The sequence below is a fragment of the Pseudomonas phytophila genome, assembly GCF_025643095.1.
In the GTDB taxonomy this organism is placed as follows: domain Bacteria; phylum Pseudomonadota; class Gammaproteobacteria; order Pseudomonadales; family Pseudomonadaceae; genus Aquipseudomonas; species Aquipseudomonas quasicaspiana.
In genome coordinates, this window is sequence record NZ_CP081201.1 from 4,823,963 (window position 1) to 4,839,902 (window position 15,940).

The 15,940-nt window shown below is 58.2% G+C and carries 20 protein-coding genes; 5 read left to right on the forward strand and 15 right to left on the reverse strand.

All coding sequences use genetic code 11. The features are described from left to right. Nucleotides 1-33 precede the first annotated feature (33 nt). Complete coding sequence (locus K3169_RS21795; protein ID WP_027902894.1) at nt 34-246, forward strand: hypothetical protein; 213 nt, start codon at nt 34-36, stop codon at nt 244-246. A gap of 1,101 nt (nt 247-1,347) precedes the next feature. Here the strand turns inward: K3169_RS21795 and K3169_RS21800 are convergent. The 14 genes from K3169_RS21800 to K3169_RS21865 all read right to left on the reverse strand — a co-directional run bounded on the left by K3169_RS21800 (nt 1,348) and on the right by K3169_RS21865 (nt 11,007). Further along, complete coding sequence (locus K3169_RS21800; protein ID WP_027902350.1) at nt 1,348-1,734, reverse strand: CesT family type III secretion system chaperone; 387 nt, start codon at nt 1,732-1,734, stop codon at nt 1,348-1,350. Between the two features lie 50 nt (nt 1,735-1,784). Then, on the reverse strand, nt 1,785-2,150 hold the full coding sequence (locus K3169_RS21805) for a type III secretion protein HrpV (RefSeq protein ID WP_099267422.1): 366 nt from the start codon (nt 2,148-2,150) through the stop codon (nt 1,785-1,787). 4 nt (nt 2,151-2,154) lie between these two features. Further along, nucleotides 2,155-2,358: an HrpT family type III secretion system protein gene (gene hrpT, locus K3169_RS21810; protein WP_027902348.1), complete on the reverse strand. Its 204-nt coding sequence runs from the start codon at nt 2,356-2,358 to the stop codon at nt 2,155-2,157. Continuing rightward, nucleotides 2,355-4,433 carry a type III secretion system outer membrane ring subunit SctC gene (sctC, locus tag K3169_RS21815; protein ID WP_373562186.1) on the reverse strand — a complete coding sequence of 693 codons (2,079 nt, stop codon included), beginning with the start codon at nt 4,431-4,433 and terminating at the stop codon, nt 2,355-2,357. Before sctC ends, hrpT begins: the two co-directional genes overlap by 4 nt. Before the next feature lie 22 nt (nt 4,434-4,455). After that, nucleotides 4,456-4,899, reverse strand: coding sequence for a hypothetical protein (locus tag K3169_RS21820; protein ID WP_049827157.1), 444 nt, complete (start codon nt 4,897-4,899; stop codon nt 4,456-4,458). After that, nucleotides 4,886-5,107 (reverse strand): hypothetical protein, encoded by a 222-nt coding sequence (locus K3169_RS21825; protein WP_049827156.1) that lies wholly within the window; start codon nt 5,105-5,107, stop codon nt 4,886-4,888. The genes K3169_RS21820 and K3169_RS21825 overlap by 14 nt, the downstream gene beginning before the upstream one ends. Nucleotides 5,108-5,185: 78 nt before the next feature. Then, complete coding sequence (gene sctL / locus K3169_RS21830; protein WP_263267953.1) at nt 5,186-5,758, reverse strand: type III secretion system stator protein SctL; 573 nt, start codon at nt 5,756-5,758, stop codon at nt 5,186-5,188. Beyond that, nucleotides 5,730-6,296 carry a hypothetical protein gene (locus K3169_RS21835; RefSeq protein WP_263267955.1) on the reverse strand — a complete coding sequence of 189 codons (567 nt, stop codon included), beginning with the start codon at nt 6,294-6,296 and terminating at the stop codon, nt 5,730-5,732. The genes sctL and K3169_RS21835 overlap by 29 nt, the downstream gene beginning before the upstream one ends. Next, entirely contained in the window at nt 6,293-7,123 is an 831-nt protein-coding gene (gene sctJ, locus K3169_RS21840; protein ID WP_122704556.1) for a type III secretion system inner membrane ring lipoprotein SctJ, read from the reverse strand. Before sctJ ends, K3169_RS21835 begins: the two co-directional genes overlap by 4 nt. 11 nt (nt 7,124-7,134) lie before the next feature. Next, complete coding sequence (sctI, locus tag K3169_RS21845) at nt 7,135-7,503, reverse strand: type III secretion system inner rod subunit SctI (protein WP_049827154.1); 369 nt, start codon at nt 7,501-7,503, stop codon at nt 7,135-7,137. Nucleotides 7,504-7,523: 20 nt separating this feature from the next. Beyond that, nucleotides 7,524-8,606: a harpin HrpZ family protein gene (locus K3169_RS21850; protein ID WP_263267959.1), complete on the reverse strand. Its 1,083-nt coding sequence runs from the start codon at nt 8,604-8,606 to the stop codon at nt 7,524-7,526. A 91-nt stretch (nt 8,607-8,697) separates the two neighbouring features. Then, nucleotides 8,698-8,976: a hypothetical protein gene (locus K3169_RS21855; protein ID WP_027902343.1), complete on the reverse strand. Its 279-nt coding sequence runs from the start codon at nt 8,974-8,976 to the stop codon at nt 8,698-8,700. A 247-nt stretch (nt 8,977-9,223) separates the two neighbouring features. Beyond that, nucleotides 9,224-10,132 (reverse strand): sigma 54-interacting transcriptional regulator, encoded by a 909-nt coding sequence (locus K3169_RS21860; RefSeq protein WP_099267426.1) that lies wholly within the window; start codon nt 10,130-10,132, stop codon nt 9,224-9,226. 533 nt (nt 10,133-10,665) lie between these two features. Then, complete coding sequence (locus tag K3169_RS21865) at nt 10,666-11,007, reverse strand: Rap1a/Tai family immunity protein (RefSeq protein ID WP_255882006.1); 342 nt, start codon at nt 11,005-11,007, stop codon at nt 10,666-10,668. Nucleotides 11,008-11,130: 123 nt separating this feature from the next. Here K3169_RS21865 and K3169_RS21870 point away from each other — a divergent pair, with 123 nt between their 5' ends. Continuing rightward, the gene (locus K3169_RS21870; protein WP_263267963.1) at nt 11,131-11,367 is read left to right on the forward strand and encodes a hypothetical protein; all 237 of its coding nucleotides are present in this window, start codon (nt 11,131-11,133) and stop codon (nt 11,365-11,367) included. Between the two features lie 65 nt (nt 11,368-11,432). Here the strand turns inward: K3169_RS21870 and K3169_RS21875 are convergent, their stop codons facing one another. Continuing rightward, on the reverse strand, nt 11,433-12,338 hold the full coding sequence (locus tag K3169_RS21875) for a LysR family transcriptional regulator (RefSeq protein ID WP_263267965.1): 906 nt from the start codon (nt 12,336-12,338) through the stop codon (nt 11,433-11,435). A 318-nt stretch (nt 12,339-12,656) separates the two neighbouring features. Here K3169_RS21875 and K3169_RS21880 point away from each other — a divergent pair, with 318 nt between their 5' ends. The 3 genes from K3169_RS21880 to K3169_RS21890 all read left to right on the forward strand — a co-directional run bounded on the left by K3169_RS21880 (nt 12,657) and on the right by K3169_RS21890 (nt 15,924). Continuing rightward, nucleotides 12,657-13,280 carry a cysteine dioxygenase gene (locus tag K3169_RS21880; protein WP_027902340.1) on the forward strand — a complete coding sequence of 208 codons (624 nt, stop codon included), beginning with the start codon at nt 12,657-12,659 and terminating at the stop codon, nt 13,278-13,280. Then, on the forward strand, nt 13,277-14,860 hold the full coding sequence (locus K3169_RS21885; protein ID WP_263267967.1) for a rhodanese homology domain-containing protein: 1,584 nt from the start codon (nt 13,277-13,279) through the stop codon (nt 14,858-14,860). The genes K3169_RS21880 and K3169_RS21885 overlap by 4 nt, the downstream gene beginning before the upstream one ends. 83 nt (nt 14,861-14,943) lie before the next feature. Continuing rightward, nucleotides 14,944-15,924, forward strand: coding sequence for an ABC transporter substrate-binding protein (locus tag K3169_RS21890; RefSeq protein WP_263267968.1), 981 nt, complete (start codon nt 14,944-14,946; stop codon nt 15,922-15,924). The last annotated feature ends 16 nt before the right edge of the window (nt 15,925-15,940 follow it).

Below are 15,940 nucleotides of genomic sequence, written 5' to 3' on the forward strand. Positions count from 1 at the left end.
ACCTTGTTTTACCAACCCTGAAAGGAAAACATCATGATCCCAGCAATCGTCGCTTCCGCAGCACGCGCAGCCGCTCCAATGGCTAAAGATCTCGGTAAAGACCTAGGGGCAAATCTTGCCCAGGGTGCTGGTCAGCAACTGGCCAGCAGCGGTCTCGACGCCGTCAAAAACCTGATGAGCGGCGGGCCAAGCGGTGAACCGGTGTCCTACGCTAGCGCGAACGAGAACAAACCGGCGACTTACTAAGTCTCTCCTCTCCAGGCCGGACGTTGCTGCGGTATGCGGCGCGTTCGGTGCTTATTACTTCCTATCTTTGGGCATATCCGTTGTTGTGGTAACGGCTTTAATTGGTTGCGCCCTTACGGCGCCTCACTTTTGATAGAGCGCAAAAGTAAGCAAAACGCTCTTGCCCCACCACTCGGTCCCTCGCCTAGGCTCGGGATGCCCGCCCGCAGATCTGAAACCGTGGGCCGCCGCAACGGGCCATCCATGGCCCAATGCGGCTAACCCGGCGTCCTGCCGGGTTACCCACGGTTTCAGATCTGCGTTCGGCCAGCGTGGTTTAACGGGGCGCTTCAGATCAAAATCAAAAGCAGATCAAAAGCAGATCCGCCCGATGCCTTTCAGAGCTACAGGTCGTTGATTGGACGCGATTTATGTGGGAGTCGCCCCGGTGTCCCTGACACCACGCTGTCGCGCAGCAAACACGGCCCCTGTAGGAGTGAGCTTGCTCGCGATTCGGCCTGTCAGTCGATGAATATTGCCTGTACTGGAGCTATCGCGAGCAAGCTCACTCCTACAGTAAAAAGCATTCCAAATCAGATAGTTATATTTTTTTTGATAGGAGCGAGGCTTGCCCGCGATGAACGATAACGCGAGTGTATCTGACTGACCGAGGCGCCTGTATCGCGGGCAAGCCTCGCTCCCACAAGATTCGTGCTTGTCGAGCGACAACGCTTAGTCGAAGGTAGGCCGGTAAGTTCAAACAACCAGGTCGGCTGTCAGGCCGCCGCGCTGTTGATTTTGATCTGAGGCGCCCCGTTAAATCACGCTGGCCGCCCGCAGATTCTGAACCGGGGGCAACCCGGCAGGACGCCGGGTTAGCCGCACCGGGCCATGGATGGCCCATTGCGGCGGCCCACGGTTCAGGATCTGCGGGCGGGTACACCGAGCACCAGCGAGGTGCCAAGTGATGGGGCAAGAGCCTTTTGCTTACTTTTGGGCTCTCAAAAGTGAGGCGCCGTAAGGGCGCAACCAATACAAGCCATTAACGCGCTAACGGATATGTACACAAAAAATCCCGACATGGAAAAGATGTGTACATACCTATGGAAGGATGCAGCGGGGTCAGCGCACCAACACACGACGCAAAGTAGCCAGCCGATCAGCGAACCCCATGATCCACTGACTGAAGCTCAACTCATTGAGCACACTGAGATCCTGCTGAGCACATAGACGAACCGTGTTCTGCGCATCCAGAGCCAACCAGCAACCGCCCAACTGGTCAGGCTTGAAATTCAGCTGCAGCAAGCGTTCGTGGATGCCACGCTGCGTCTGATCAAGATCAATCCGGGCATGGACGAACGCAACATCACCCGGTGCCGGAACTTCAATATTAGCCAGTTCCTGACCCTGCTCGTCAGCCAGCGCACAGAGGCCATCCTTGAATACCAGTTCACTGCCAGCCTGCGCGGCCAGCGCCGCCAGCAAACGGTCGGCATGAGGTGTGGTCATGGGTTCTGCTCCTTATCAATGAAAATCTGCTTTGCCGGACATGGCGCGTGTCAATGACGCGCCAGACCTTCGCCCAAGTGCTCGAGCCCCATGAGCTGCAACTGATGAGCGCTGATTTCATCCAGCGCGGCACTGTCCAGTTCGCCCGGTAAACAATGCCAGACCACGAAATCGCGGCGAGAATCCAGGAACAGAAAGTAATCGTTGTAACGCTCCGGGTCATCGAAACGACGCTCCAGCGCATCACCTAACTGCGAAGGTCCAAGACTGTGCCAGTCAACCTGCAGGGCCAGGCCCCAGTCCAGGCATTCGCGACGTGTGCAAAAGGCTACGCCAGCAGCTATTTCCCAGATAGCAGGGCGTCCTGCCACCACCTCGGCGTAAAATTGCGCCTTGTCAGTATTACGAGCGGGCATAGGGTTAATCCTCCAAGGGCACTCGAGTGAATTCGGCCTGTTCATCCCCCAGGCCGAGGCCGTCGCGCATATCCGATGGCCACCAGATAACGACCTCACGGTCGTTGGAAACAGGCCGGTCACACGCCTCTTTGGCGCACCCGCGGTGGCCAAAGGAAGAGCAACCGGCCAACAACATCACGGTCAAAGCGAGCAAGACAGCTTTCATGGCTGGCTGACCTCCACAGTAGTGAGCAATGAACGACGTTGCGGCGCGCCGCTGTTGACTTTGGGTGGACGCAAAGCAATGAACACCTCGGCCTCTCCACCCGGCGGCACCCAGGCACTCGGCCAGACGCTAACGCCGACCGCATAACGACCTCCACAGCTGGCCTCATCAACGCGTTGTGGCGTATCGGACGTGTTGCGCACCAGCGCGACAGCGACGCCAAACCCTGCATCACCGGCATACCATTGCGCACGGCGTGGATCGAGTTGCAGGTCAGGATTGCCGTCGCACAACGTCTCGGGACGCAGCGGTATGGCAGCGGCGGTAAAGCCCGCAGGCAAAGTCCCCTGAATCATCGCGCTCAAGGCCTTGGTGACCACTGTGCGGTTCGGTCGCTCGGTGCCTTCGCGGCGCTTTTTGATCTTGTCCAGACGATCCTGCACATGGTTAGGGTTGGCGTAGTCGACGTAGCGCATCGGGTTCACTTGATCACCAATCAGGCGCGGCGTCAGGATGAACAAGCGCTCGCGGTTGGACTCACTGCGCTCGCTGGCCGTGAACAGCAACTTGCCAATGATCGGGATCGCGCTCAGATAAGGCACTTTCTTGCGACGCTCGTTGTTTTCATAGACATGAAAACCGCCCACAACCAGCGAGGCCTTCTCGGCAATGACCGCCTGGGTGCTGACGTTGCCACGGCGCACCGAAGGCTGCTCGGCTCGGATATTGGATTCCTGGATCTGCCCGTCCTCAATATCGACGACCATCTGAATCATCTGATCCTTGGCACCGGACGCCGTGATAGAACGCGGAATAACCTGCAGACTGGTGCCCGCTGTCAGCGGCTGGAAGTTGGCAACTCGCTCACCGATAGCCTCAAGAATTTCGGTCTGGCTGAAGTCGATTACCGCTGGCTGGTTTTCCAGGGTCAGCACCGAAGGATTGCCAATGATCGTCGCCGAGCCTTTGCCTTCCAGTGCGCGCAGGCCCAGGAAAAATTTGTCCCGATCCTGAACATACATTGTCGAGCTGCGGCCGTTCTCGGCAATGCTCGCGCCGCCGCTGAAGTTACCGGCGCTCAACCCCCAGTTGCTGGACAACTCATCCATCGAGTTGCGGTCGACGTCGACAATGATGGCGTCGATCTCAATCACGTTACGAGGCTTGTCCAACTCCTCCACCAGATCCTTGTAGATCGAACGCCGCTCGGGATCGTCGTAGATCAGCACGGCATTGTTGCGCACGTCCGCCTCGACCCGGATGTGATTGCGCGAGCGCGAGGAGCGCCGCTCGCCTTCCGTAGGCGCCACATAATTCTTGCCGCTGAAATTGCTGGCAACTGAGTCGTCGAACAGCTGCGGAAAATTACTCGCATCGGCGCCGAAACCCGTGCTCATGCCACCCATGCCTGCCAAGGGCAACGTGCCGGTGCGCAGGGCATCAGAGGTCAGCCCGCCGCCCATTGAGGAGCGACGTTCCAGCAGGTTTCGCAGCAGCGTGGCAACGCCATCGACTTTCAGGCTTTCGCCGCGGTATTTGATCGGTCGGTCGGCAGCGTTCGCGTAGCGCAGCGGCAAATAGATGACTTCCTGCTTTTCATCGCGGCTTTGCTGCTTTTTGCTGAAGTCTTCAATCAACTCGACATAACGACGCGGGCCCCGCACCAGCACCACGCCCTGCTCGGGCAAAGCGCCCCAGCCGAAGCGCGGATCGAGCAAGCCGACGTCGGTCAACGCCTGACTGAGGTCATCGACTGACTTTTCATCCACCTCGATACGCTTGGATTGCTGTTGATCAAGCGGACTGATGTACAGGCTGTTGTTGTAAACGAACCACTGAAATTGATGCTCCAGCGCGAGGCGGTCAAGAAACGCCTCCGGGCTTTCGCTGCGCATCCGCCCGTTGACGGTGCCGCTGATGTCTTCCATCTCCAGACTGACGCCGAAACTCTCGGCGAAGTCCTTGAGGACCTGCGTCAACGGCGCATTCTTGGCGTCATAGGCATACGGGGTGTCACGCCATTGTTCCGGTACGACGGCAAACGTGGGCGTAGCCCAGAGCATCGCGGCCATCAACGGCAGGCAGGTCCAGGCAGTTTTACCCATTCATCAATCCTCTGTGCAAAAGTCCCAGACCCAGCGACGCGGGCATGGCGGGTCGGCCTGCCGTTTTGCGCGGGGCCTGTTCGGCGAGTACCAGCGCCCAGGCGGCTTGCTGGTTGGCCAGGTTTTCAACGGTGGCGACCAGCGCCGCAGTGTCGACATCGGGGGGCAACCAACGCACCAGGCAGGCACGTTGCTTATGACGGTCATAAGCCAGGGCAATCGGGTCTTCCCCCATCAGGCTGGCTTCGACCAGGCGCAACAGGGGGGCGAGCTGATCATTGTGTGTGCCCATGCGCCCAGGTAGTGCGACACGACAGAAGAAGCCGCCTTCGCGGTTTTGCACCTGGATGCTGGCGCCGTCCACCCAGCATTCGAAAAGCCCGCCAGCCTCGCGGCGGCAGGCTTCTAGCTGGGTGTACAACTCACTGGAAGCCATCGAGCACCGACTTGGTCATGCCGTGCTTCGCGCTCAAGGCTTGAGTCAGCGCGAAGTTGGCCGAAGTGGTGTTCATGGTTTCCTCGAAAATGGCCTGCATGTTCTCGACACTAGGATCGTCGGCGGCAGCTTCGCTCGCGTATTCGTAGTTGCGGCTGGCTCGGTCGTAGTTGTTGTCCAGTCGTCTTTCCAGGGCATTGGTTGACATGGCGTGCTCTCTCGAAATGGGATGACTATCGATGAGTGGTCACGCCGGACAGAACGGTTCCGTCACTGATGAGATTGATCACGCCAGGTCAAGAATGCGCTCACGCAGCCGTTCCCAGTCGAGGCTGAAATCCCCGCTTTCAGTGCTCAACCAGAGCGTACCGGGAGCGAGGCCGGTGTCGCGTTCGAGCTGCCAGTGCGTGTGCGGTTGTTGTTGCAACCAAGCGTCGACCGATTCATGAAGGTCCACGGAGCAACGCAATGTGGCGCGCACCGGACGGGTCTGGCTCTGGGCAATCTGGCGCACCAGTGCCAATGCGCGTTCTTCATCGGACAGCGTGCCCAGCAGACTGGCCAGCGTCTCGCTTAACAGGCTCCGGGCCTGCTCGACCAACGCCTCACGCTGGGCCTGCCGTTCGGCCTCCCAACCCTCCAGCATGGCATTGGCGCGATCCCAGAACTGCGCTTGAGCATCGGCCAGCAGTTGCTCACCCTGAGCCCTTGCATCAGCGAGCAACGACTCGGCCTGCACATGGGCGCGCGCAAGGTGCTCACTGGCGAGCACCACATCGCTGAAATATTCGCGGCGCAGCAATGGCTCGGCAACGCCAGGCTGCGGAGCATCAAAACTGAGCGTGCGACGAATGAACATCAGGTTCCTCCAGGACACGTTGCAACGCGGCGCGCCAGAGCATATCCAGACGCTTGGGCTCGGCGCAGGGTGATGCGGTTATGGTGGTTGCGACAGCCCGCGGCCAAAGCAGCCTTAGCCGCTGCCATTGCGCTTCGCCGCGCCATTGAGCCAGCAGTTGCAAAGGGTCGACAGGCTCGTCAGGCAACCAACTGCCCGGCCGTAACGCCTTGGCCACGCTGCGACACCAGGGCCGCAGATTTTCATCCGGCAGTTGTCGCGTTGCCCGCGCGGTGCACAGATGCTCGACAACCGCGAGCAATGACTCCCGATGTTCGCCGGCTTCGAGCAAGCTGACGATTATCGGGTCCGGGCGCGACGGGCTGCTGGCCTGAACACCGAACGCAGCGCCCAGACGATCAGGATGCACCGCTGATAGCCAGGCAAACTGGGCATCGCTCAAATGTCGTTCGCTGATCACTTCAGACCAACTGGCGTCAGCCCATTGCCAGGGCCGAGCCCACCATTGCAGCCACTGCTGCCCCAGTGCCGGACTCATGCCCCGCGCTCGTCAAACCGGCCAACAGCGGTACCTGGCGCCCTGGGTGCCGAACGCATGCCCACCAGCTCAAGCAGTTTTTGGCGTAACGCCGGGCGTAGCCACAGAATCAAACCCGCGAATAAAAAGAAAATCCCCAACGCGCCACCCAGCATCATGCCTTTGAGAGCGTCGACTTCCTGCTCTGGCACCATGAACGGTCCGTAATGAACCAGAACCTGCTCCTCTTGATAGGCACGTGCGTTGACGAAGACCACCGACAGTTTCTCGGTGTTATCCACCGCCGCTGCCATGCCGGGAATACTGCTGGCAACCATCCGCCGGATTCGCGGCAACACGGTATCTGGATCAAGGCTCGCAGCATGTTTGATGAACACGGCTGCCGAGGCTGGCTGTACCGGTTCGCCGGGCGCTACTCGCTCTGGAAGCACCACGTGTACGCGAGCGACAATGACGCCATCAATCTGCGACAGCGTCGACTCCAGCTCTTGTGACAATGCATAGATATAACGCGCGCGCTCTTCAAGAGGCGTGGAGATCACCCCTTCCTTCTTGAAGATTTCACCCAGATTAGTGCGCGTGCGCCGTGGCAGACCCGCCGCCTCCAACACCCGCACCGCTCGATTGATGTCCGAGGCGGACAGCAGAACGCTGACCCCTTCTTTGTTGCTGCGCTTGCTGGCGTCGATGTTCTTGCTCGACAACTCGGCGATCACATCATTGGCATCGTTTTCAGAAAGCTTGCCGTGCAGTTCTATCTGATCACCGCAAGCGCCCAGCATCAGCGCCAGCCCGATCAGGCTCAGGTATTGCAGAAAATGCCTCATCAGCCCACCCATCACTGCATGTTGGTGAGTTTGTCCAAGGCTTGCGAACCCTTGCTGATCATTTTCACCGACAACGACGTTTGCAGAGAGTAATCGCTCAGCGCCCGGGTCGCTTCCATGAACTTCTTGGGGTCCGAATGCAGCGACGCCTCGCGCAGCGCCTTGCCAGCGTCCCTGGACATATCCTCCAGAGACAGAGCCTTGCGCGTCAGCGGGTCCATCACCTGCTCCGAAAAAGCCCCCGCCCCCTGAGTCGGCTCTGGCCTTTGCATGGCAGCCCTGAACCAGTCAGCATCGCCTTGCGTAGGGTTATCCAGCTCCACTTCCGGCTTGAGCGCCGTGGCGGAGGCCGAGCTGTTTTCAAGTTTCCCAATCGTCATATCGACCTCCTTCACGGTTTTCAGCTGAACAGCTTGTTCATGATCGAACCGGCTGTATTCTGGGCATCCTGCTGCAGCGCTTGATCCTGAGCCTTTGGACCAGAACCCTGAGTGGTATTGCCGTCCTGACCCTGCCCCTGCAACAGCTTGAGCAGATCATCGAGGCCCATGGTCACCGTCCCGTTGCCGCCGCCGAAACCGCCGCTACCGCCCACGGCACCGCCACCGCCACCGCCACCGCCACCGCCACCGAATCCTCCACCACCGCTACCACTGCCGCTGCCTTGATCCGGAGAAAGGGGGATTCCGCTATTGGCCAGCATGCCTGAAGCCGGTGCTGTGCCGCTGCCGGCAGCCTGGCCAAGCATGGCGAGAGCATCCTGAAACTTGGATGCTTCAGCGCCGTCAAGGAAAGTGTCCGCCTTGCCACTGCTGTCAGTTTCGTTGAGTTCGTCCGACCATGACTTGGTCTTGCCGTCAGCGTTGTCCGGCGATCCGAATTTCTCCGGATGCTGGTCCATGAAGTTAGCGACATCTTGCAGCAGGGCTTTGTCTTCGCTTTTGAACGTTGCGCCACCTGAGCCATCCGTCGCAGGCTCCAACACGCTGCCGAGCTTCTGCTCTGCCAGTCCACCGAGCAGTGATGAAAGCGCATCGCCGCCACCGCCAGCTGCACCGCCGCCGCCCACACCACCGCTACCGCCACCAAAACCGTTGCCAGCACCGGCACTGCCTGCACCGCCTGCACTGCCGGTGCTCCCGCCCAACAACTGGCTCAGCAGTTTCAGAAGATCGTCAGGACTCATGTCCTTCACGGAACCGGCAGCAGGTTTTTGATCAGACATACCGCTGGAGCCCTGACCGCCAGCAGCCTGGCTTTGCGATCCCAGCTTCTCCATCAGTTGGGTAAGCAGTTTTACCAGTGGGTTTTCGCTGTTGACCTGCCCTTTGCCATCGGTCATCGACTTGACCAGCGTGTCAAGGGCAGCGTCCGTGCTCTGCGGGCGTTGGCCACCGCCTGCTGCATTGGGGGAATTACGCGTCTGCTGCTCATTACTGAAACTGGTCGGGCGACTGTTCTCAAGATTTATCGAAATGGTCATGCCTATACGTCCTCTTTGTAATCAGACATCCAGAGTGCGGGCGGGGCCATGTCGCACCTCCACTGAGGGGACACAGCCACCGCCAGAATGATCAGTAATTGATCCCCTTGGCGGTTGAAGCGACGTTACTGAGGTGCTTGAGGTCGCTGTCCTGGCTCATCGCCTCGACGGTGTTCTTGGCGTCGGTCTCGATTTTCTTGATGCCCGCGTTGGTGACTTTGGAGTCCGCAGCCCCGGTGGCATCAGTCATGCGCCCGGCGTTTTCTGCCGAGTTGCTTTCGTAGCCACCGTCGGTGCCGGCAGTAGCGGCTTTGAAGTTGCTGCTAAAGCTGTTGCCCATGTTGTTCATGCTGTTGAAAAAGCTTTCCATAATCTTGCACCTCAGCGGAATGATTGATGTAGGAACTCAGGCCCGGCAGGGTTCAAGCGCCGGTCCTGTTCAATGAGTGGGCATGAGGTTGAAAGCAGTTCCACGTTTAATCCGGGGACTGTGCGTCCTGATGGCTGCGGGAGATGCGCGGGGCGGTGTGCGGGACATAAAAGCCCGCTGCCTGGCGCCAGTCAGAAAACCGGGAGACGCAAGGGCAGAAAAGAAATAGGCAGGAAAGAGCGTGGTGTCAGACTGAAAGGCTTTTGATGCGGTGATACAACGTGCGGCTCGGAATACCCAGTTCGAAGCTGGCCGCTTCTACGCTTTGCTGATGGCGCTTCATGGCTTCATCAATGAGGATACGTTCAATGACCCGTAACTGCGCCTTGAGCTGCAATGGCTCTGGCGAGCAAGGCTCAGCCAACGGCGAGAAGCCCAGTACGGAGCGCTTTGCGCTGGACTTGAGTTCACGAATATTGCCCGGCCAGGTGTGTGCAAGCAGTTGTTGAGTCATCGCGGGAGTCATTACCGGGGCCGGTCGACCGACCAGCGATGCCTGCTTGGCGAGGAAGCGATTGAACAACGGGATAATTTGTTCGCGACGCTCACGCAGCGGTGGCATCTTGATGCTGACCACGCTGAGACGAAAGTACAGATCGCGGCGAAAGGTGCCCTCTTCAACCAACTCTTCAAGGGGGCGTTGCGAAGAGGTGATGACGCACATGTCCACCGGGATGAACTCGGTTGATCCCAAGCGTTCAACGCCACGGGTTTCCAGCACACGCAGCAGCTTGGCCTGTAACGACAGCGACATGCTGTCAATCTCATCCAGGTACAGCGTACCGCCCTGCGCAGCCTCGACATAACCACTGCGCGATTTACTGGCACCGGTGTAAGCACCGCTGACCACACCAAACAATTCGCTCTCGGCCAGGCTCTCCGGGATGGCCGCGCAGTTCATCGCAACGAACGCACCACGTCTTCGCGATAAACGATAAATCTGCCTTGCCAGGGTGTCCTTGCCGGTGCCTGTTTCGCCAACCAGCAGCACATCAATATTCAGGGGGGCCATGTTGGTGGCCAGGTACTGCAAGTCAACAAAATCGCCGAAATAGGCAATTTCCTTCAGGTCTGATTCAAACTCGCGTCTATCCATGTTGGAGTACCCTCTTCGCACTTACATCCAGTATCGCGACCCCCTGACAGGCAGTTTGCAATGGCAAACTACTCAGGTCGCATCACTCAAGTGGTACCATTTTCAAAGGACACTTCTACTCTCAACATAAAGCCGCAAGAGAATTTGGAGGGGACAGGTCGTTTGAAAAAGCTTGCGTAACGTAGACAAAAACAGACAACAGAAGTTCAGATAAAAGTTATATTTCAACAGTGCGCGATATAGTGCGCAATTAATATCGATTCTTCTCTGAAAGCATCGCTCTAGAGCCTTCCGCATCACCAAAAGCGACCTCTGACAGGGCTCTTTACGACACGGCAGGCGAGCGTAACTGTCGCAGGTGACAGTTTTATGAATGGCTATTATCTATAACTTATCTTCCGCAAGTTTCCAAGCACAATCAGACTGTCACACAGTGATTACTTATATGCTTTTACATGGCCACCATACGCGGATTGTTAACATCACGGTATAAAATCGTATCACTGTCAGTGAATAAGAGTATTTGAACACTTTTATCCCCTGTGCCTACAGGGCCATTGAGAAATCATCGCTGCAGTGAGCCCTACACTGGCCGGCTGTTTCAACAATTCCGGATGGTTGAACAGGTAGGCATTAACAGCGTTGACCACCTGCCCCGCATCGACATCCTCCCGACTGCAAAACAACAAGCCTGCATTGGCATCGTAGACACCCTGGACATAACCCAATGCCTGCATCTGAGCCAGGTTCAACGGCTGCCCCTTGCGAATTTCGCGCAGCGATACCTGCAGGTCATGCCCGCTGAAAAATGCCCCTTGGACCGTCTCGCACAGTCCTGCGAGCATCAACGCCCCGCCCACGCAGAATGAACGCATCAAACGGTTTCCCCGGAGACGACGCCTGGAGACACCGCCATGGCGGGCACGCGAGTTCTTGTGCACAGCATGCGCAATGGGAAATCTGTCATCCGCCATCAGTCCGATCCCGTGGTGATCTGAATGCTGAGTGGTCAGTGCCTGAAAAACGGTTCCACGATTAAGCAGATTTTTTTTGGCGAGCGTTCACTCGCTAAAAGCAAAGCTGGACATAACCTGCTGAGTGAGACCCTGACGAGAGGCGGCCAGCTGTTTGAGCAGAACGCTGTCGCGCTCAAGATACCTGAGCTGCCGAAGGCTGCGATGGCGGTGTGTCAGAGTAAATGCTTCGCAGCCTTCGGCAGCTCCTACAAAATATGAATTCAAACTTATAGGATTGCATTTTCTGGACAACGCCCCTGCTACCCAGGGGCGTTTATGTGAAATCAAGCGGCGTTTTTAACCTGCTTCAGCGAGCGCGCCACCAGATCGCCAAACGAACTGACCGGCCCTTGCAGGTTGCCCAGGAAGCGCGGGTAGATCAGCCAAAGGTCCATAACAGGCTTGAAGTCCTTGACTGGCAACACCGCCAGTTGCTCGCGATGAATGCTGCGTTCAAGCAAAGGGCGTGGCACCAGCCCCAAACCCATGCCGTCGGCTACGAGGCCCAACTGCAGTTCAGTGCCGAAAGTTTCCAGGTTGACCTTCAAGCTCAGTCCCTGATCCGACAAGGTACGCTGCAAACCGGCGCGGAAACCACAGCCATCAGGATTTAGCACCCAACCCTGCTGATAACAGTCGGCCAGTTTTACCGAGCCTTTGGGCAACGCAGGACGTGCGCAAACCACTACCAACTCCATCTTGCCGATGGACTCGCCAATGATGTTTTCCGGGAAAATCTTGCCTGCCGGAAACAACGCCGCGGCGGCATCCAGTTCGCCGTTCTCGATTTTGCTGACCAGGTTACTGCCCCAGCCGGTGGACACCTGCGCACGCAAATCCGGGTACTCACCGCGCAGCTGCTTGAGGGCATCCAGCAGCACCACGTCACCAATAGTTTGCGGCACGCCCAGACGCAGCAGACCGCTCGGCGGTGTATCGCTGGCAACCAGCTCACGCAAGGCATCCATCTCACGGAGGATCGACAGACAACGCTGATACACCTGATTACCCATCTGCGTCGGCTTGAGCGGTTTGGTGTTGCGGTCGAACAACTCGACGCCCAACGCCTGCTCGAAATTCTGTACCCGCCGAGTAATCGCCGGTTGGGTCAGGTCCAGGGACTGCGCCGCATGGCTGATCGACTGGCAACGAATCACCGCCACAAAGGCATCGATATCATCAATTTTCATTCGGACCGCACATAAAGAGACAGAGGAGAGATAGGCGAAAATCATAGTGGGATTTGCGGTTTTTGGATAGCGGCGGCAGATTTCTGAATTGGCCATACCAACGCCATCGCGGGCCAGCGCGCTTAGATATTACGGTGGGTAGGAGCGCGCTTGCCCGCGATTGCGATTTGGCGTTCGACAGATAGCTCAAGATAGACACTGCTCACGGAATAACTTTCTCAGCACCTTTGGTTATAACCTAATCATAAAATAATCGCATATTAGACTAAGCCATTATGTTTATATTAAGCCACGCATTAACCTGGCGCTGGTATAGACATGACGCACACACGACATCCCGAACGGCTAAGAGAATTCATTGGCGCACTGGCCGAGCTGATCGACAGCAATCCTCGCGAGGGTGATCTGCTGCATCGTGGCGGCAAGCTGCTGGGCCAACTGGTCAGCTACGACGACTGGCTGCCGGACGAGTACGCCATTCCCAGCCCCGAGCGTTATCAACAGTTCCTTCTGCACGCCGACTCACGGCAGCGCTTTTCGATTGTCAGTTTCGTCTGGGGCCCCGGCCAAAGCACACCGATTCACGACCACCGCGTGTGGGGCTTGATCGGCATGTTACGTGGCGCTGAATACTCCCAGGGCTTTGCCCGCAGCCCGGATGGTCGACTGGAAAAAGAAGGCCAGGCGATTCGCCTCGAACCCGGTCATGTGGAAGCCCTGTCGCCTCGCAGCAATGACGTGCATCAGGTCAGCAATGCCTTCAGCGATCAGGTCTCGATCAGCATCCACGTTTATGGCGCCAACATCGGCGCAGTGCGGCGTGCGGTGTATCAGCCCGACGGCACCGAAAAACTGTTTATCTCCGGCTATTCCAACGCCTTTCTGCCCAACATCTGGGATCTGTCCAAAGAGAGCCCTGCCAAAGAGAGCCACGCACAATGACTCAGTTGAACACTCGCTCCTTCGCCGATATCCGCCAGGCGCTGCTGGCTCATGAAGAACTCGCCCTGGTCGACGTTCGCGAGGAAGCACCCTTCGCCGAAGCGCACCCTTTGTTTGCGGCCAATATCCCGCTGTCCAAACTTGAGCTGGAAGTGTTGTCGCGCATCCCGCGCCTCGACACCGCCGTGACGGTCTACGACAACGGCGAAGGTCTGGCTCAGCGCGCCGTTGAGCGTTTACAGGCATTGGGTTACAGCGATGTAAAACTGCTTGAGGGTGGCCTGCAAGGCTGGCGTGAGGCCGGCGGCGAGCTGTTCATCGACGTCAACGTGCCCAGCAAAGCCTTCGGCGAACTGGTTGAACATCATCGCCATACGCCTTCGCTGGCGGCTGAAGAAGTGCTGCAATTACTGGAATCCAAAGCTGACGTGGCGGTGCTCGACGCACGTCGCTACGACGAATACCAGACCATGAGCATCCCCAGCGGGATCAGTGTGCCCGGAGCTGAACTGGTGCTGCGTGCTCGCGAACTGGCGCCGGACCCGAACACCCGCATCATCGTCAATTGCGCGGGCCGTACCCGTAGCATTATCGGCACCCAATCGCTGGTTAACGCCGGTATTCCCAATCAGGTGAGCGCTCTGCGTAACGGCACCATTGGCTGGCTGCTGGCGGGTCAAACACTCGATCATGGCCAGGCTCGTCGCTTTGGCGCCGTGAGCGACGACACCCGTGAAGTGGCCGGTGCCGACGCCCGCCGCGTGGCCGACAAGGCTGGCGTGCGCCGTGCAAGCCGCGCCGAGCTGAGCAATTGGCAAGCAGACCCATCGCGCACCACTTACTTGCTGGATGTGCGCACGCCGGAAGAATTTGCCAAAGGCCATTTACCCCACGCGCGCTCAACCCCGGGCGGCCAACTGGTTCAGGAAACCGATCACTACGCCAGCGTGCGCGGTGCGCGTCTGGTGCTGGTGGACGACGACGGCGTACGCGCCAACATGTCGGCGTCCTGGCTGGCCCAACTGGGCTGGGAAGTGTTTGTGGTCGACGACCTGCAAGCCAGCGACTTCAGCGAACAAGGGGACTGGAACGCCCCGATTCCTGCGCCTCTACAAGTGGAAGAAATCAGCCCGCATACCCTCGCCGAATGGCAGCAGCATGGGGACGTCGCAGTGCTGGATTTCACGGCCAGCGCCAACTACGTCAAGCAGCATATTCCCGGTGCATGGTGGACCTTACGCGCGCAGTTGCAAGATGCGCTGCACAAAATCCCTAAAACCGAGCGCTACGTTTTGACCTGCGGCAGCAGCAAACTCGCGCGCCTTGCCGTGCCAGAAGTTGAAGCCCTGACCGGCAAGCAGGTGTTCCTGCTCAAGGACGGCACCGCAAGCTGGATCAAGGCCGGTCTGCCGCTGGAAACCGGCGAGAGCCAATTGGCCTCGCCGCGCATTGATCGCTATCGCCGCCCGTATGAAGGCACTGATGCACCGCGCGAAGCCATGCAGGCCTATCTGGACTGGGAGTTCGGTCTGGTGGACCAGCTCGCCCGTGACGGTACGCACGGGTTTCATGTGATCTAGAAGATGTTAACGCCTCTGTAAGCAGGACCGACCCCTCCAGGCGGAGGTCCTTGCCAGCACTCTATTAGCCTGGAGATACACCCATGTTGTTGAACACCTTTAATTTCAAGCAACTGCTGCTGGGCGCTCTGTTGAGCGTAACCCTTGGCCAGCAGGCCATAGCGGCCGATCTCGAACCGTTGCTGGTCGCCAATCAGAAATCCACGATCAAGGCACTGTTGCAAGTCTCCGGCGAACTGAAAAACGTGCCTTACGAAATCAGGTTTTCCGAATTCCCTTCTGCCGCCCCCTTGGGTGAGGCATTGAACGCAGGTGCCGTTGATATTGGCGCATTAGGCGATGCGCCCTACGTGTTTGCGCTGGGTGCTGGCGCGCCCCTGAAAGTCGTCAGTATTACCCACGCCGAAGGCCGTTTCACCACCGCGTTGCTGGTGCCCAAAGACTCACCGATCAAGACCGTCGCCGACCTCAAGGGCAAGCGCATCGTTACCGGGCGTGGCTCCATCGGCCACTATCTGGCGATTAGAGCTTTGCGCCAGGCAGGCCTGAAAACCAGCGATGTCACCTTCATCAACCTGCTGCCGGGAGAGTCGCGCATTCTGTTGTCCAGCGGCGGGGCCGATGCCTGGGCCACCTGGGACCCGTACACTACGGTCGCCACCACCCAGAGTCATGACCGGGTACTGGTCAGTGGCAGCGAGCTATTGAGCAATCACCTGTACCTGGCCGCGACCAGCAAGACCATCGCTGAAAAACGCGTGCAACTCGATGACTTCGTGGCACGGGTCGAGCGCGCCTATCTGTGGAGCAACACCCACCCTGCCGAGTACGCCAAGGCCCAGGCTGCGATCACCGGCCTGCCGATCGAGGTTCATCTGGAAATTGCCAACGCCACCAAAATGAACCGGGTAGAGATCGACGACAACGTGATCAAGGGCTTGCAGGCCACCGCTGATATTTACCAACAGGAAGGCATCCTGACCAAATCGATCGACGTCTCAAAAGGCTTCGACAAAAGCTTCAACGCTTCGCGTGCTCAGGTTGTGCAAACAGCCGCTCACTAATCCTCACGCAATCCTA

What these genes read in the sequence shown, in the direction of transcription:
- K3169_RS21795 (WP_027902894.1), top strand. Translation starts at nt 34, where the DNA reads ATGATCCCAGCAATCGTCGCTTCCGCAGCACGCGCAGCCGCTCCAATG.
- K3169_RS21800 (WP_027902350.1), bottom strand. Translation starts at nt 1,734, where the DNA reads ATGACCACACCTCATGCCGACCGTTTGCTGGCGGCGCTGGCCGCGCAG.
- K3169_RS21805 (WP_099267422.1), bottom strand. Translation starts at nt 2,150, where the DNA reads ATGCCCGCTCGTAATACTGACAAGGCGCAATTTTACGCCGAGGTGGTG.
- hrpT (WP_027902348.1), bottom strand. Translation starts at nt 2,358, where the DNA reads ATGAAAGCTGTCTTGCTCGCTTTGACCGTGATGTTGTTGGCCGGTTGC.
- K3169_RS21820 (WP_049827157.1), bottom strand. Translation starts at nt 4,899, where the DNA reads ATGGCTTCCAGTGAGTTGTACACCCAGCTAGAAGCCTGCCGCCGCGAG.
- K3169_RS21825 (WP_049827156.1), bottom strand. Translation starts at nt 5,107, where the DNA reads ATGTCAACCAATGCCCTGGAAAGACGACTGGACAACAACTACGACCGA.
- sctL (WP_263267953.1), bottom strand. Translation starts at nt 5,758, where the DNA reads ATGTTCATTCGTCGCACGCTCAGTTTTGATGCTCCGCAGCCTGGCGTT.
- K3169_RS21835 (WP_263267955.1), bottom strand. Translation starts at nt 6,296, where the DNA reads ATGAGTCCGGCACTGGGGCAGCAGTGGCTGCAATGGTGGGCTCGGCCC.
- sctJ (WP_122704556.1), bottom strand. Translation starts at nt 7,123, where the DNA reads ATGAGGCATTTTCTGCAATACCTGAGCCTGATCGGGCTGGCGCTGATG.
- sctI (WP_049827154.1), bottom strand. Translation starts at nt 7,503, where the DNA reads ATGACGATTGGGAAACTTGAAAACAGCTCGGCCTCCGCCACGGCGCTC.
- K3169_RS21850 (WP_263267959.1), bottom strand. Translation starts at nt 8,606, where the DNA reads ATGACCATTTCGATAAATCTTGAGAACAGTCGCCCGACCAGTTTCAGT.
- K3169_RS21855 (WP_027902343.1), bottom strand. Translation starts at nt 8,976, where the DNA reads ATGGAAAGCTTTTTCAACAGCATGAACAACATGGGCAACAGCTTTAGC.
- K3169_RS21860 (WP_099267426.1), bottom strand. Translation starts at nt 10,132, where the DNA reads ATGGATAGACGCGAGTTTGAATCAGACCTGAAGGAAATTGCCTATTTC.
- K3169_RS21865 (WP_255882006.1), bottom strand. Translation starts at nt 11,007, where the DNA reads ATGCGTTCATTCTGCGTGGGCGGGGCGTTGATGCTCGCAGGACTGTGC.
- K3169_RS21870 (WP_263267963.1), top strand. Translation starts at nt 11,131, where the DNA reads ATGCTGAGTGGTCAGTGCCTGAAAAACGGTTCCACGATTAAGCAGATT.
- K3169_RS21875 (WP_263267965.1), bottom strand. Translation starts at nt 12,338, where the DNA reads ATGAAAATTGATGATATCGATGCCTTTGTGGCGGTGATTCGTTGCCAG.
- K3169_RS21880 (WP_027902340.1), top strand. Translation starts at nt 12,657, where the DNA reads ATGACGCACACACGACATCCCGAACGGCTAAGAGAATTCATTGGCGCA.
- K3169_RS21885 (WP_263267967.1), top strand. Translation starts at nt 13,277, where the DNA reads ATGACTCAGTTGAACACTCGCTCCTTCGCCGATATCCGCCAGGCGCTG.
- K3169_RS21890 (WP_263267968.1), top strand. Translation starts at nt 14,944, where the DNA reads ATGTTGTTGAACACCTTTAATTTCAAGCAACTGCTGCTGGGCGCTCTG.